Origin of the sequence: Microbacterium ulmi (genome assembly GCF_011759705.1) — a bacterium.
Lineage (GTDB): Bacteria > Actinomycetota > Actinomycetes > Actinomycetales > Microbacteriaceae > Microbacterium > Microbacterium ulmi.
In genome coordinates, this window is sequence record NZ_JAAOZF010000002.1 from 287,521 (window position 1) to 301,820 (window position 14,300).

Annotated in this window: 14 protein-coding genes; 4 read left to right on the forward strand and 10 right to left on the reverse strand. The window is 71.2% G+C overall.

The window, feature by feature from the left end; all coding sequences use genetic code 11:
• The first annotated feature begins 13 nt into the window (after window positions 1-13).
• The 3 genes from FHS08_RS14005 to FHS08_RS14015 are packed head-to-tail and all read left to right on the forward strand — an operon-like array spanning window position 14 to window position 1,920.
• Entirely contained in the window at window positions 14-748 is a 735-nt protein-coding gene (locus FHS08_RS14005; protein ID WP_167040424.1) for a TMEM175 family protein, read from the forward strand.
• Between the two features lie 33 nt (window positions 749-781).
• Window positions 782-1,120, forward strand: a complete 339-nt coding sequence (locus tag FHS08_RS14010; RefSeq protein WP_167040426.1) for a PadR family transcriptional regulator — start codon at window positions 782-784, stop codon at window positions 1,118-1,120.
• The gene (locus tag FHS08_RS14015) at window positions 1,102-1,920 is read left to right on the forward strand and encodes a permease prefix domain 1-containing protein (RefSeq protein WP_167040428.1); all 819 of its coding nucleotides are present in this window, start codon (window positions 1,102-1,104) and stop codon (window positions 1,918-1,920) included. Before FHS08_RS14010 ends, FHS08_RS14015 begins: the two co-directional genes overlap by 19 nt.
• 60 nt (window positions 1,921-1,980) lie before the next feature.
• On the opposite strand, the gene FHS08_RS14020 is transcribed toward FHS08_RS14015, so the two are convergent.
• The 5 genes from FHS08_RS14020 to FHS08_RS14040 all read right to left on the reverse strand — a co-directional run bounded on the left by FHS08_RS14020 (window position 1,981) and on the right by FHS08_RS14040 (window position 8,787).
• A complete protein-coding gene (locus FHS08_RS14020; RefSeq protein WP_167040430.1) occupies window positions 1,981-3,555 on the reverse strand; it encodes a Rieske 2Fe-2S domain-containing protein in 1,575 nt (524 codons plus the stop codon).
• Window positions 3,556-3,694: 139 nt separating this feature from the next.
• Window positions 3,695-7,015: an SNF2-related protein gene (locus tag FHS08_RS14025; RefSeq protein WP_167040432.1), complete on the reverse strand. Its 3,321-nt coding sequence runs from the start codon at window positions 7,013-7,015 to the stop codon at window positions 3,695-3,697.
• A 52-nt stretch (window positions 7,016-7,067) separates the two neighbouring features.
• Window positions 7,068-7,478 carry a transcription antitermination factor NusB gene (gene nusB, locus FHS08_RS14030; protein ID WP_167040434.1) on the reverse strand — a complete coding sequence of 137 codons (411 nt, stop codon included), beginning with the start codon at window positions 7,476-7,478 and terminating at the stop codon, window positions 7,068-7,070.
• A 3-nt stretch (window positions 7,479-7,481) separates the two neighbouring features.
• On the reverse strand, window positions 7,482-8,042 hold the full coding sequence (efp, locus tag FHS08_RS14035) for an elongation factor P (protein WP_167040436.1): 561 nt from the start codon (window positions 8,040-8,042) through the stop codon (window positions 7,482-7,484).
• 130 nt (window positions 8,043-8,172) lie between these two features.
• The gene (locus FHS08_RS14040; RefSeq protein ID WP_167040438.1) at window positions 8,173-8,787 is read right to left on the reverse strand and encodes a TetR/AcrR family transcriptional regulator; all 615 of its coding nucleotides are present in this window, start codon (window positions 8,785-8,787) and stop codon (window positions 8,173-8,175) included.
• A 68-nt stretch (window positions 8,788-8,855) separates the two neighbouring features.
• Here FHS08_RS14040 and FHS08_RS14045 point away from each other — a divergent pair, with 68 nt between their 5' ends.
• A complete protein-coding gene (locus FHS08_RS14045; protein WP_167040440.1) occupies window positions 8,856-10,343 on the forward strand; it encodes an MDR family MFS transporter in 1,488 nt (495 codons plus the stop codon).
• A 56-nt stretch (window positions 10,344-10,399) separates the two neighbouring features.
• Here FHS08_RS14045 and aroQ read toward each other — a convergent pair whose 3' ends face one another.
• The 5 genes from aroQ to aroC are packed head-to-tail and all read right to left on the reverse strand — an operon-like array spanning window position 10,400 to window position 14,269.
• Complete coding sequence (gene aroQ, locus FHS08_RS14050; protein ID WP_167040442.1) at window positions 10,400-10,858, reverse strand: type II 3-dehydroquinate dehydratase; 459 nt, start codon at window positions 10,856-10,858, stop codon at window positions 10,400-10,402.
• 57 nt (window positions 10,859-10,915) lie between these two features.
• A complete protein-coding gene (locus FHS08_RS14055; protein ID WP_167040444.1) occupies window positions 10,916-11,449 on the reverse strand; it encodes a GNAT family N-acetyltransferase in 534 nt (177 codons plus the stop codon).
• On the reverse strand, window positions 11,446-12,522 hold the full coding sequence (gene aroB, locus FHS08_RS14060; RefSeq protein WP_167040446.1) for a 3-dehydroquinate synthase: 1,077 nt from the start codon (window positions 12,520-12,522) through the stop codon (window positions 11,446-11,448). Before aroB ends, FHS08_RS14055 begins: the two co-directional genes overlap by 4 nt.
• Entirely contained in the window at window positions 12,519-13,031 is a 513-nt protein-coding gene (locus FHS08_RS14065) for a shikimate kinase (protein WP_167040448.1), read from the reverse strand. The genes aroB and FHS08_RS14065 overlap by 4 nt, the downstream gene beginning before the upstream one ends.
• A complete protein-coding gene (aroC, locus tag FHS08_RS14070) occupies window positions 13,028-14,269 on the reverse strand; it encodes a chorismate synthase (protein ID WP_167040450.1) in 1,242 nt (413 codons plus the stop codon). Before aroC ends, FHS08_RS14065 begins: the two co-directional genes overlap by 4 nt.
• Window positions 14,270-14,300 lie beyond the last annotated feature (31 nt).

Sequence of the window (14,300 nt, forward strand, 5' to 3'; positions counted from 1 at the left end):
GGATCATGAGCAGATGACCGATCGCGGTGAGTCCGCGTCGGGGCCGGATGCCGGGAAGCGTGGAGCTCATCGCGCCGGCGACTTCGCCTCGACGACGTCGTTCGTGTTCGGTCGCCAGGTCTCGTTCTTCGACGCGGTGTACGGATTCGCGGCGACGCTGCTCATCTCGAACGTCGACGCTCCCCCCGCATCGGCGTGGCGGTCGCTCGACGCGCTGATCGCTTCGGGCGCCGGCACTCAGCTGGTCGGCTTCATCCTGAGCTTCACCGTGATCGTCGTGCTGTGGCGGGTCAACGTGCGCCTCACGCGGAGACTGCGCGGACTCGACGGGGTCACGGTCGTCGCGAACCTCGTGGCGGCGGCGAGCGTCGTGCTCATCGCGTTCACGACGCAGGGCGTGAGCGATCCCGCGTCCGCCGACCTCCCGCTGCCGACTGCGCTGTACGCGGCCAACATCGCGCTCGCGGCGCTGTGCCAGTCCGCGTTCTACCAGGTCGGGCGCGCTCGGGGGCTGGAGCGACGCAGCACCGACGCGCGATCGAACCTGTGGGAGCTCGTCGGTGCGGCCGTGACGCCCGTCGTCTTCCTGATCTCCATCCCCGTCGCGTTCTCCGTCGGGACGACGGCGGCCAAGCTCACGTGGGCGAGTCTGCTCGTGCTCTCCCCCATCGCGGGGACGATCGCGCTGCGGGCGGTCGAGCGGCGAGCAGGCGGCGACCCGGATGCCGATCCCGACGACGATGCTTGACACCTAGCGTGACGAGGCCTAGCCTCACTAGGCATGAACGCTGAATCGCTCAAGGGACACCTGGACCTGCTGGTGCTCGCCGTCATCTCGGCGGGCCCCATCCACGGCTACGGGGTCATCGAGCGCTTGCGCGATCGCAGCGAGGGGTCGTTCGATCTCGCGGAAGGCACGGTCTATCCCGTGCTGCATCGGCTCGAGCGGGCGGGCCTGCTCGAGCACGAATGGTCGGACGCGTCCGGCCGCCGCCGGAAGCTCTACCGGCTCACACAGACAGGCGCTGCCCGGCTCGTCGAGCAGCACGCAGGATGGCGCGAGTTCGTCGACGCCGTCGAATCCGTCCTCAGGAGGAACCCGTGGCCGCAGACGGCTTGATCGATCAGTACGTCGAGTCCTTCCGTCGTCGGGTGCGCTCGCGGCGCGACCGCGACGACCTCGCCGACGAAGTGCGCGATCACCTGCTCACCGCCCGAGAGCGCTTCGAGGCGCTCGGCGTCGAGCCGCACGTCGCCGAGCGGCGCGCGCTCGCGCGGCTGGGCGATCCGACGCTCGTGGCGTCCCTCCTGACCGAAGTCCCTTCGAAAGGAAGCCTCATGTCCCTTTTCCTCTCCCGCCACCTCCCCGCCATGTCGGTCGCGGCGGCCGCCGCGTGGATCGCGGCGATCGTCGTCGCCGTCTACGGGCAGACCGGCATGGTCGTGCCCTGGACGCAGGAGGCCTATCTCGTGTCGTCGGCCGTCATCGGGCTCGCGTGCCTGCTGACGACGGCGGTCCTCGTGGGCCTCAACGTGCGCGCGACGGGTGAGCTCGACACGACGACGGTCGTCATCGCGGCGGTCGGCGCCCTCGCCACCGTCGCGGCCGCCCTGCTGTCGTGGTTCATCGCGATCTGGCTGCCGCTGCTGGCGATCGCGGTCGTGTGGACGCTCGTACGGGCCTGGGCCACGCACGCGGGGTCGCGCCCCTTCACGGTCGTCATGCTCGCGCTCATGCCGCTGCTGGCGGTGGGCGCGATCGTCGCCACGGTCCTCGGCCAGACGATGCCGGTCGACACCGAGCTGCTGAGCTGGTCGATCCTCGCCGGCCTCGCGGCCGTCGTCGCGGCGTCGCTCGTCGACGTCGCGGTGCGCGTCGGCCGGCGCACGGCACGCGCGGCAGTCGCCGTCGCGAGCTGACCCGCTGCACGCAGAAGGCCGGTGGCTCGGGGGCGCACCGGCCTTCTGCGGAACCCGACGCTACGCGGCCGGCTGCGCCGCAGAACGGTGCAGGTCGTCCTCCGCCTGGCGTGCGCGGATGGGGTGACCCTGCGTCGTGAGGCAGCGACCGGAGGCGAGGTCCCACTTCCAGTCGTGCAGCGAGCAGGTGAGCACGCCGTCTTCGATCTTGCCGGTCTTCGACAGGTCGGCGCGCAGATGCGGGCACCTGCGCTGCACGACCCAGTCCTCGAGCTGGACGTCCTCCGAGACGTCCGACTGCTCGGCGTACCAGTTCTCGACATACTCGATGCGATCGCGCGAGAGGCACTTGAAGAACGTGTAGATGAACTCGTTGAACTTGCCGATCCGCCCCGCCTGGAACTGCATCGAGAGGAAGATCGAGTTCGACCAGTCGATCTCGTGATCGCGGATGTTGGTCGAGACGAGGTCGGCGGGGATCGTGAACCAGTAGCTGGTCTCCTCCCCCGCGTACTCGCGCACCTTGGCCCTCGGGAAGTCGACGCACAGGTCGAGGTCGCCGATCGTCATGCGCACGGGCCCGCCGACGCCCTCGCGGAAGATGCGGCCGCGGCGCAGCAGCGGCTCCCACCACTCCTTGAGGGCGGCGAGCATCTCGTCCGGCGGCAGGATCGCGGCGCGGGATGCCTCCTCGGCGCGCAGCTCGTCCTGTCGGGAATCGCGCTGCTCGGCCAGATAGGCCCACTTGTCCTCGAAGACCCGCTCGATCTCGGCATCCGTGTAGAGGGTCTGCGTGACCGAGAGCTCACCATGATCGAGCTCGACCACGGTCCCGGGGAGGAACTCGTAGCCCTTCTGCTCGGGACGGAGCTCCGCCATGTGCGCGAGGAACTGCCGCTGGTCGGTGAAGATCGCGTCGTTCTCGAGCCCGAACCCGTTGTACCTGAAGAGCTCGTCGCGCAGGAACATGGGTGGGCCAGCCATGGGGAAGACGTGCTCGGCGTCGACCTTCTCGATGTAGTACATGGCGCGCTTGTTCTGCGCGTCGCGCTTGAGCTTGGCGAAGTTCTGCTTGGCGTCCTGAGGAAGGTCGTAGACCATCGGCCACCAGATCGCGCCCGAGACCTGCGTGAAGTACGCGTCGGGCTTCGAGAAGGCCATCAGCCTGTCGAGGTCGAGCGGGTGCGAGTCGTTCTGGTTGAGGATGCTCGCCGTGCCGTCGTCGACGCTCAGCGAGGAGTCGCCGATGGGCCCGTCCGACGGGGCTCGCAGCGGCGTGATCATGAGCGTGAGGTCGCCGAACTCGAGGGGCACCCCCGCCTGCGTGTAGACGATGTTGTCGTAGCCGAGCTTCAGCAGATCCTGCTCGAGGTCGTCCGTCGGGTAGTCCGGCAGGAGGACCGTGATGCCCTTCGGGATGTATCGGCGCATGAGCGCAGGGTCGAAGTGATCGCGATGCCTGTGCGAGATGTAGAGGAAGTCGGCCTTGCCGAATCGCTCCCAGTCGAGGCCGCGATTGTCGGGGAACGGGAACCATGAGCCGAAGAAGGTGGGCCCGATGACGGGGTCGCACAGGATGCTGCCGCCGAGCGTCTCGATGAACATGCCGGCGTGGCCGAGACCCGTGATGCGCATGGAACCCTCCTGAATCGAACAGCTATCGAGTCTACGGGAGGGGCCGGATCGCGCTCGCGGGACGGGCCGATCGCGCAGAGCGGCGCCCGCCGCATCGGTGGTCTCCCGAGGGTGGCGGGCGAGTGCGCCGCGGCGGGTCTCAGCGCTCGAGCAGGCCCCGGATGTCGGCGGCGCTGAGCGCCTGGCCGAAGAGCGCGTCGTCGTCCATGACGGAGCGGAACAGTCGCGCCTTGCGCTGCTGCAGCGCCATCACCTTCTCCTCGATGGTGCCGTTGGCGATGAGCCGATAGACCATGACGCTGCGCGTCTGGCCGATCCGGTGCGCGCGATCGACGGCCTGCGCCTCGGCCGCCGGGTTCCACCACGGGTCGAGCAGGAACACGTAGTCGGCCTCGGTCAGCGTCAGACCGAATCCGCCCGCCTTGAGGCTTATGAGGAAGACGGGTGCGTCGCCGCGGCGGAACGCGTCGATCGCGGCATCCCGATCGCGGGTCGAGCCGTCGAGGTACGCGTACGCGATGCCGCGCGCGTCGAGCTGCGCCGCGACGAGCTGGAGGAACGACGTGAACTGACTGAAGACGAGCGTGCGGTGGCCCTCGGCGACGATCTCGTCGAGCTGCTCGAAGAGCGCCGTGAGCTTGCTCGGGGCGATGTGGGCGTGCTCCGGGTCGACGAGCTCGGGCGCGAGGCTCAGCATCCGCAGCAGCGTGAGCGAGCGGAACACGATGAACCGATTGCGGTCGAGGTCGTCGAGAAGGCCCAGCACCTTCTGGCGCTCGCGCTGCAGCACGGCGTCGTACAGGGCTCTGTGGGCCGCGCCCAGCTCGACGCGCACCTCCTGCTCCTGCTTGGGCGGGAGGTCGGCCGCGACCGCCTCCTTGGTGCGCCGCAGCACGAGAGGGCGGATGCGGCGACGCAGTCGCGCGAGCCGCGCGGCGCGGTACGGCCCGGACTCCCGGTTCTCGGGGACCCTCCCCTTCTCGATGGGCTGCACGTACTCCTCACGGAATCGGCGCGCCGACGGGAAGAGCCCCGGGGCCGTGAGCGACAGCAGCGCCCACAGCTCCGCGAGGCCGTTCTCCAGCGGCGTCCCCGTGATCGCGAAGGCGACGTCCGCACGCAGGTCTCGGACGGCGCGGAACGCCTTCGTCTGCGGATTCTTCACGAACTGCGCCTCGTCTAGCACGACTCCGGCCCACTCCAGGGCGTGGAACTGCGACGCGTCGAGCCGGAGCAGCGTGTACGACGTGACGACGACGTCGACGGATGCCGCGGCATCCGCCAGGGGCTCACGGCGCGTGGCGCCGGTCGTGTCCAGCACGCGCACACGCAGGCCGGGCACGAACCGCGCGGCCTCTGCGCGCCAGGTCGACAGCACCGAGGTCGGCGCGACCACGAGGAACGGACGCCGCTCCCCCTCGGCGACGGCATGCTGCAGGAGCGCGAGCATCTGCAGCGTCTTGCCGAGCCCCATGTCGTCGGCGAGGATCCCGCCCAGCCGGTGGCGCCAGAGGAACGCGAGCCAGTCGAAGCCGGCCTGCTGGTACGGGCGCAGCCGGGCGCGCAGCCCGTCGGGTGCGCGCGTCGGCTCGATGCCGTCGACGTCGCGCAGCGCCTCGACCGTCGCACGCCACGACACGGCGGGCAGCGCCTCGTCTGCGACATCCTCGAAGTCGGCCCACAGATCGGTCTGGCGGCGGCTGATCCGCGTCGTGCCCGCTTCCCACTCGGCGAGGTCGGCGGCCTCGTCGATGAGCTCGCGCAGCCGCTGCAGCGCAGGGTGCGACAGCGAGAAGAACCCGCCGTCCGCGAGGAGGAGCTTCTTCCGTCCCCGCGACAGGGCCGTGAACAGGGGCGTGAAGGGGATGCGCCGTCCGTCGATGGTCACGACGACCCCGAGATCGAACCAGTCCGCGTCGTCCGTCTCCACCGTCGACACCGTCACGCGCGGGTCGGCCGTGAGCTCGCGATAGGCCGGTCGCGTGCCGCGCAGCTCGACCACGACGTCCTCGAGCGCCTCGAGCGCCGGCAGGGCGTGCGCCGTGAACTCCGCGGCCTCGACGCCCGCGAGGGTGCCCGACGACGCGAACGGCACGTCGACGGCGTCGCGCCACACGGCCTCGAGACGACGGCGGATCTCGTCCTCTGCCGCTGCATCGCGCTCCGCGTCGGGCGGCGTGCCCTCCGCGACCGGCGGCGCGCCCGGGTAGCGCCACGTCAGCGCGAACTGCAGGCGGTGCGACGGCTCGAATCCCACCGACACCGCCAGTCGCGGCCGCGCGGAGTCGGGAACCTCGATTCCCGGGCCTGCCGTGAGCGTCGTGAGGCGCGCGAGATGCGGGAGATGGTCGCGGATGAACTCGGCCGCGTCGGAAGGCGGGACCACGACGGGCGCTGACGCTCTCAGCGCGGCGTACTCGGCGGCCGAGAGCGCCACGGGCGCGAGCGACGCGCGGAGCGTCTCGCCGACGGCCGAGACGGCGTAGACCCCGACATGCCCGATCGTCCGGACGATCGGGCCCTCCACCGGATCGCCGTCGATCATGACGTGCGGGGAGATCACGATCCCCCGGGCATCGTGCTCCGCGTGCAGGCCGACGGCCGCTGCGCGCGCGAGCGACACGCTCTGCCGCCGCCTCGTGGCGACGATCGGGATGCCTCGCCCTTCCGCCCCCGCGAGCTGCGTCCACAGGAGCGACGACTCGACGTCGTCGAGGGTGAGCCACTCGGAGCCGTCGGGCATCGTCCCGAGCAGACGCGCGTCGCGCGCGATGCTGAAGAGCTCGACGAACCAGCGCGCCTGCGCGTGGTCCCAGGGATGCCCCGCTCGGCGCAGGGCGTCCCACGAGACGACCCCCTTGATCCAGGTGTCGTCGCGGGCTCCGGTCTCCAGCGGCCGGAGAGCCACGCTGAGCTCATGGCCGTGCTCGTGCAGTCCTCGCGGCGTCGCAGGTTCGGTCCGCGGGGGCGCCCACGGCGAGCCTCCGCGGCGGACGCGCTGGCGCAGCTCGACACCGAGCGCGAGCCGCCGGGCGGCCGCGCGCGGGGCCGGAGGCAGGAGCGAGCGCCACTCGGCCGGCGCGGGCTCGGGCGTCGGCGTCGCGCCGGTCTCGCGCGAGTCGGGCGGCGTGGCGCCGGTCTCGCGCGAGTCGAGCGGCGTGGCGGCCCGCGCGACGCGGTTGCTCTCGAGCAGCGTCGCGACGACGTGCTTGCAGTCGTACGCCATGGGGCACGTGCAGGACGTCGAGACGATCGGGCGCGCGGCGCGGGGCTCCACGACGATCGTGCAGCGGTACGGGCTCGGCCGGCTGCCCGCCACGACGGAGCGCAGAGTGCGGGCGTCCTCGTCCCAGACCAGTCGGCGCACCGCCCCGCTGCGGAAGCACGTCACGCCACGCGAGTACCCGCCCGCGTCGGACTGCTGACGCACGACGGGATCGGCGAACAGCGGCGGGTGCACGCGTCCATTCTCGCAAGCACCGTCGACACCGGCGCCACCGTGCGGCTTCGGGTCAGGACGACCGGGCGATGCGGGCGAGCACTCCGTGGACGAACGAGCCGGAGTCGTCGGTCGAGAACTCCTTCGCGAGCTCGACCGCCTCGTCGATCGCGACGGCCGTCGGCACCTCGTCGTTGTAGAGGAGCTCCCACACGGCCAGGCGCAGCACGGCGCGGTCCACGGCGGGCATGCGGGCGAGCGACCAGTCCTTCGCGAACGTCGTGATCTGCTCGTCGATGGCGTCGCGGTTGTCGATGACGCCGTCGACGATCTCGCGCGCATACAGCCAGGACGCTTCTCGAGCGGGCTCGCTCGCAGCGCGCTTGGCCTCGGCGGCGAGGGTGGTCGCGACGTCGTCACCGCGCACGTCGGCCTGGAAGAGGATGTCGAGCGCGCGTTTGCGCGCCTTCGTACGGGCGCTCACGTGCTAGTTGACCCGGCCGAGGTAGTCGCCCGTGCGGGTGTCGACCTTGACCTTCGTGCCGGTCTCGACGAACAGCGGCACCTGGATTTCGTAGCCGGTCTCGACGGTCGCGGGCTTCGTGCCCGCGGACGAGCGGTCGCCCTGCAGGCCCGGCTCGGTGTAGGTGATCTCGAGGACGACGGATGCCGGCAGCTCGACGTAGAGGGGGTTGCCGTTGTTCAGCGCGATCTGCACCTGCTGATTCTCGAGCAGGAAGTTGGCGGCCTCGCCGACCGTCGTGGCCGGGACGGTGAGCTGATCGTAGTCGGCGACGTCCATGAAGACGAAGCCCTCGCCGTCGTTGTAGAGGTACGTGAAGTCGCGGCGGTCGACGTTCTCGATGTCGATCTTGGCGCCGGCGTTGTACGTGCGGTCGACGACCTTGCCCGAGACGACGTTCTTGAGCTTCGTGCGCACGAACGCGCCGCCCTTGCCGGGCTTGACGTGCTGGAACTCGATGACGTTCCAGAGCTGGCCGTCGATGCTGAGGACGACGCCGTTCTTGATGTCTGCGGTGGATGCCATGAGCGTGGGTGGTCCGTTCGTGTGGAGGAGGGAGGGCCGGTCGCCGAGCGTTCCGGAACGCGGCCGACATCCGATTCTACGGGGTGCCCCGATGCGAACGCTGGGCGCGCGCCGCGAACCGCCCTCGCGGTCACGCGCAGCCGGGCTCCGTCGGGGTCGGTCGGACCAGTGGCAGGAAGATCTCGTCGACGATGCCCACGATGTCGTCGTCGGGCATCGGCGTGAGGTTGAGGAGCAGGTGATGCCGGAAGAGGTCGAAGGCGACCGTCCGCACGCGCGGCGTGAGCCGGGCCGGGTCGATCTCGCCGCGCGCGGCGGCCCGGTCGATCACGTCGTCGAGCGCACCGCGCGTCCTCGTGCCGATCATCTGCCGGCGCAGATCCGCGAAGCTGCCCCCCGACTCGGAGAAGTGCGATCCGATGAGCACGCTCATGAGCGGAGCCAGCGGTGCGCGCGCCTCGTTCGAGCGGTGCAGCAGCTCGATCATGTCTCCACGCAGACTTCCCGTGTCGGGCGCCTCGACCATGCCTTGGCGCAGCCCGTGCGCGAGGGCGGCCTCGAGCAGGGCCTCGCGATCGTCCCATCGCCGGTAGACGACGGAGCGGCTCGTCCCCGCGCGCTCGGCGACGGCGTCGATCGTGAAGCTTCCGTACCCGCCGTCCAGCAGCTGCTGCCAGCCGGCGTCCAGGATGGCGACTTCGAGCTCCTGTCCCCGCCGGCGCTTCGCCGTCTGCTCAAGATCCATTTGTGTATCTTATCCCGCCGGCGTACGATTCCCCATTAGATACAGTCATGTTTCTTACGAAGGAAGCCATGTCAACAGCTCAGGCCCCCGCGCCGGCACTCCCCCGCAGCGCCATCGTTACCGCACTCGTCCTCGTCGTCGGCGGGCTCGCGGTGATCTTCGACAGCACGATCATGAGCATCGCGCTCAAGACCCTCGCAACAGAGCTCCAGGTCCCCGTCAGTACGATCCAGTGGGTCACGACGGCCTATCTCCTCGCTCTCGGCGTCGCCATTCCCGTGGTCGGCTGGGCGCAGGCGCGCATCGGCGGCAAGAGGCTGTGGATGATCGCGCTCACGATCTTCCTCGTCGCCTCGATCGCGTGCAGTCTCGCGTGGGATGCGCCGAGCCTCATCGCATTCCGCGTCGTGCAGGGCATCGGCGGGGGCCTCATGATGCCGCTCATGGCGACGCTCGCGATCCAGCAGGTGCCTGCGGGCGTCGGCCTCGGCAAGCTCATGGCGGCGGTCAGCCTGCCCGCCGCGCTCGGCCCCATCCTCGGCCCCACGATCGGCGGCGTCATCATCAACTCGCTCGACTGGCGCTGGCTGTTCTGGGTCAACGTGCCGTTCTGCCTCGTCGGGCTGGCCCTCGCCTGGCGCTTCATCCCCGCCGACGCTCCGCGCGGCAGGCCGGCGCTCGACTGGGTGGGGCTCGTCCTCGTGTCGCCGTCGCTCGTCGGCATCCTCTACGGTCTGTCGAACGTGAGCCGGGACGGCGGGTTCTCGCGCGTGGACGTCTGGCTCCCGCTCCTCGTCGGCGCCCTGCTGCTCGTCGCGTTCGTGCTTTCGCAGCTCCGCCGGCCGAGCAGAGCCCTCGTCGACATCGGCCTCCTGCGACGTCGCTCGGTCGCCTCCTCGTCCGCCGTGCTGTTCCTCTCCGGCGCGTCTCTGTACGGCGCGATGCTCCTGCTGCCGCTGTTCTTCCAGATCGTCCACGGGACCGATGCCCTCGCGGCCGCGCTGCTGCTCATCCCCCAGGGCGTCGGCGCGCTCCTCAGCCGCACGCTCGCCGGGCGGCTGACCGACTCCATCGGCGCCCGCACCGTCGCTATCGGCGGTTTCGTCCTGATGGGCCTTGCGACGGTCCCGTTCGCCTTCGCGAACGCGGGCACGAGCCAGTGGCTGCTCATGGCGGTGCTGCTCGTGCGCGGGTTCGGCATGGGAGCGGTCATGATCCCCGTCATGTCGGTGGGCTTCGTGGGCCTCGATCGCGACGAGGTGCCGCACGCGAGCATCATCACCCGGCTCGCCCAGCAGCTCGGCGGCGCCTTCGGCACCGCGATCCTCGCCGTGATCCTCGAGTCGGCGACCGGTGGTGCGACAGACCTCGCGGGCCTCGCACACGGTTTCGACGCCGCGTTCTGGTGGGCGGTCGGCTTCACCGTGGTCGCGATCGGCATCTGCTTCGCACTGCCCGCCAAGCGCGCCGCGGCGCCCGTGCCCGCACGTCCGCTCCAGGGCGTAGCGAAGGATGCGGCGCCCGCCCATGCGGCGGAGGCCGCCGACGCCGCCTGATCATCCCAGCGCACTCGGCGGACGATCCGCCGAGTGCGCCCGGCGCATCGTGCAGGTCAGCCCTCGGCGTGACCCGTCAGGACGTCGATGAGGCGCCGCGTCGCGGACGCGTAGCCGGCCACGCCCTCCCCCACGACATGCACGATCGCGACGTCGGCGACGTACGAGTGCTGGCGGAAGGGCTCGCGGTGCGAGACGTCGGAGATGTGCACCTCGGCGACGGGCAGCGCCACGGCGGAGAGCGCGTCGCGGAGCACGACCGAGGTGTGCGTGAGGCCGGCCGGATTGATGACGATGCCGGCGCAGTCCTCCCGGGCGGCGTGGATCGCGTCGACGAGCACGCCCTCGTGATTGCTCTGGACGGCCCGCACCTCGAAGCCCAGGGATGCCGCGGCGTCCGTCGTGATGCGCTCGACGTCGGCGAGCGTCGACGTGCCGTACACGTCGGGCTCTCGCGTGCCGAGAAGGTTGAGATTGGGGCCGTTGACCAGGAGCAGCCGGCGTGGGGGCGTCATGCCCCCGAACCTAGCGCAGGCCGCTCGCGCGCTCCGCACCCGGCCCCGCACGCCGGGTCAGACCGGGCGGCGCATCACGAGCTCGGGCCCGATCGTGCTCGCGAGCGTCTCGCCGGTCGGAAGGAAGCCCGTCTTGCGATACGCGGCCTGGGCGCGTGCGTTGTGCGCGTGCACGTCGAGCGTCAGAGCGTCGACGTCGCGGGCGCGGGCCCAGTCTGCGATCGCGTCGAACAGCAGGGCGAGGATGCCGGAGCCTCGGTGCCGTGGCGCGACGTACACGCCGACGACATCGGCACGCCGGTGCGCGACGTCGCGGTCGAGATGATCCTGCTCTCCAGGCGCACGCACCAGCACTGTCGCGGTTCCGACCCACGTGTCGTCGACGATCGCGACGAACTGGGCGGCCGCATCGCTGAGTGCGGCCCCCGCCGTGCGCTCCTGCCAGAACGCCGCATCGCGAGCCTGCTCGTCGGCGGCGGTCGAGAGGAACGCGATCGCCGCGTCGGGGTCGCTGACGGCCTCGACGCGGAGACGGCGCACCTCGCGCCACTCCTCGAGGCGGACGCGACGCACGGTGACGGCATCCGTCATCCCGCGACCTCCTGGTAGGCGGCGAACAGCAGCGACTCGTCGGGCGCCTGCAGCACCGTGGGGCGTGCGAGGTCGTCGAGCACGATGAATCGCAGCATCCCTGCGCGGCTCTTCTTGTCGCGCTGCATCGTCGCGAGCAGCTGCGGCCACGCCCCGGCGCGATAGCTCGTGGGAAGACCCAGGAGGTCGAGGATGTCGCGATGGCGCTGGGCCGCGGCATCCGGCAGACGCCCCGCGAGGCGCGACAGCTCGGCGGCGAAGACCATGCCGACAGAGATCGCGGCGCCGTGGCGCCACCGGTACCGCTCGGCGTGCTCGATCGCGTGACCGAGCGTGTGGCCGTAGTTGAGGATCTCCCGCAGCCCCGCCTCCCGGAAGTCCTCGCTCACGACGCGCGCCTTCATGTCGATCGCGAGCTCGATCGTGCGCCGGAACTCCGCGCTGTGCGGATCGACCGCCCTGAGCGGGTCGGCCTCGACGAGGTCGAGGATCTCGGGCGCCCAGATGAATCCGGCCTTGACGACCTCCGCGTACCCCGCGACCCGCTCATTGGCCGAGAGCGTGTCGAGCAGGTCGAGGTCGCACAGCACGGCGGCGGGCGGCCAGAACGCGCCGACGAGGTTCTTGCCCTCCGCCGTGTTCACCCCCGTCTTTCCGCCAACGGCCGCATCGACCATGCCGAGCACCGTCGTCGGCACCTGCACGACGGCGACGCCGCGCAGCCACGTCGCGGCCACGAAGCCCGCGACATCGGTGACGGCTCCGCCGCCGAAGCCGACGACGGCGTCCGTGCGCGTGAAGTCGGCCTTGCCCATGACCTGCCAGCAGAACGCGGCGACCTCGATGCGCTTGCCCGCCTCGGCATCCGGGATCTCGGCGAGGAGCACCTCGCGATCGCGTCTCAGCGCGTCGCGCAGCGCCTCGGCCTTCGCGGCGAGGGTAGGCGGGTGGATCACGAGGACCTTGCGCGCGGCCGCGGGGAGGACCGTGCCGAGGGACGACAGGATGCCGTGCCCCACCGTGATCTCGTAGGGGGACGCGCCCGTCACGCCGATCGTCGTGGCATCCGTCATTGCGGGTCCTCCTGGTTCTCGCGCGCCCACGCGGCGACCGCGTCGACGACGTCCTGCAGCGGTCCGCTCGACGTGTCGAAGACGACATCGGCGAGCTCCTGGTAGAGCGGGCGGCGGGCGTCGTAGATCTCGGTCCACCGCGCGAGGGCGTCCTCGCCCTGCAGAAGGGGGCGGGTCGAGTCCTTGACGCGGGATGCGACGACGCGCGGCTCGACCGTCAGCAGCACGACGCGGTGCGCCGCGAGATCCGCCCGCGTGCCGGGGTGCAGGACGGCGCCCCCGCCGAGCGACACCACGCCGCCTCCCTCCAGCCCGGTGCGGACCGCCTCGCGCTCGAGCATGCGGAAGCGCTCCTCGCCCTGCTCGGCGAAGATCGTCTCGACAGGCCCGTGCGCCCGCACGATCGCGATGTCGGAGTCGTAGAAGGGCACCCCGAGCGCCTTGGCGACACGTCGGCCGATGCTCGTCTTGCCGGCACCCATGGGGCCGATCAGGACGAGGGCCGTCATGCGTCGGCGAGGGCGGTGCCGGCCGCGGCGCCGAGCGCCGGGTCGCTGGCGGCGCTCGTCCGCAGCGTCTCGGGGATCGCGGCCAGGTAGCCCTCGAGGTTGCGTCGCGTCTCGCCGACGCTGTCGCCGCCGAACTTCTCGAGCACCGCCTCTGCCAGGACGATCGCGACCATCGCCTCGGCGACGACGCCCGCCGCGGGGACGGCGCACACGTCGGAGCGCTGGTGGTGGGCGGACGCCGTGTCGCCCGTTGCGACGTCGACGGTGCGCAGCGAGTGCGGGACCGTCGCGATCGGCTTCATGCCGGCGCGGACGCGCAGCACCGTGCCCGTCGACATGCCGCCCTCCGTGCCGCCCGCCTTGTCCGACGAGCGCGTGATGCCGTCGCCCCTCGCGAAGAGCTCGTCGTGCGCCTGCGAGCCGCGGCGGCGGGTGGTCTCGAAGCCGTCGCCCACCTCGACGCCCTTGATCGCCTGCACGCTCATGAGCGCCTGCGCGAGCTTCGCATCGAGGCGGCGGTCCCACTGCACGTGCGAGCCGAGCCCCGGCGGGACACCGTACGCGAGCACCTCGACGACGCCGCCGAGCGTGTCGCCCTCCTTGCGCGCGTCATCCACCTCCGCGACCATCGCCTCGCTCGTGGCTGGGTCGAAGCACCGCAGGGGATCGGCGTCGAGCGCGTCGACGTCGCCGAGAGTCGGCAGAGCCGCGCCCTCCGGCACGCGGACGGGCCCGATCGAGAGCGTGTGCGACACGAGGCCGATGCCGAGCTCGCCGAGGAATCCGCGAGCGACCGCGCCCAGCGCCACGCGGGCCGCCGTCTCGCGCGCGCTCGCCCGCTCGAGGATCGGTCTCGCCTCGTCGAAGTCGTACTTCTGCATCCCGACGAGATCGGCGTGTCCCGGGCGAGGGCGCGTGAGCGCCGCCCCGCGTCCGCGGGACTTGTCGGTGAGCTCGACGGGCTCGGCGCTCATGACCTCGACCCACTTGGGCCATTCGGTGTTGCCGATGCGCAGCGCGATGGGACTGCCGAGCGAGAGCCCGTGACGGACGCCGCTCGAGATCGTGAGCTCGTCCTCCTCGAACTTCATGCGCGAGCCGCGCCCGTAGCCGAGCTTGCGGCGGGCGAGGTCGGCCTGGATCGCGGCGCGCGTGACGGGCACGCCGGCGGGGAGGCCCTCCATGATGGCGACGAGTTCGGGGCCGTGCGATTCGCCGGCCGTGAGCACGCGGAGCATTGACCCATCCTCCCACGTGCGCGACGCCGAT